This is a genomic window from Pseudomonas tremae, assembly GCF_001401155.1.
Lineage (GTDB): Bacteria > Pseudomonadota > Gammaproteobacteria > Pseudomonadales > Pseudomonadaceae > Aquipseudomonas > Aquipseudomonas tremae.
Genome location: NZ_LJRO01000258.1, coordinates 1 through 458 on the forward strand (window position 1 = coordinate 1; position 458 = coordinate 458).

1 pseudogene is annotated in these 458 nt (G+C 59.4%); it reads right to left on the bottom strand.

Going from position 1 to position 458, the window contains the following annotated elements:
• Positions 1–458: pseudogene (locus ALO43_RS16100) on the bottom strand (DUF1835 domain-containing protein); the annotation flags it as partial.

Genomic DNA, 458 nt, shown 5'->3' on the forward strand with positions numbered 1-458 from the left:
ACCCAGCGCGCTTGATGGCAGTAGTTGGGCCAATAGGCTTTTGCGGCCAATACTTGCTGTCCCAGCGGGGTTAGCCTGAGCGAGCGGCGAGGCCATTCAAGTTAGGGGTCTGATTCGATCAGTAGCGCGGTCGGAGAATCAATCAAGGGGCGCATCATCGCGTGAAACATCATGTCGCCCAGAAACGGTAAAGGCTCGCGCTTGTCCGTCAGCTCAGCAAACACTTGGCCGAAGGTCATTGACCCGGCTTCGCTGATGCACTGCAACGACAGGCGCTCGGTGAGTGACAAGCCGTCTTCGACGCCTGGTAATTCCTGTAGCTGACGTAACAGGGCCGGGGCAAGGCAGGGTAATGATGGTTGCGAGGTGTGGGCCAGTTCGGCGAGGGCAACCGGCGAGGCGTTGCAGTAAGCCGCCCATGTCTGGCGGGCCAGATGCAGCATTTCTTTGGTCACCGC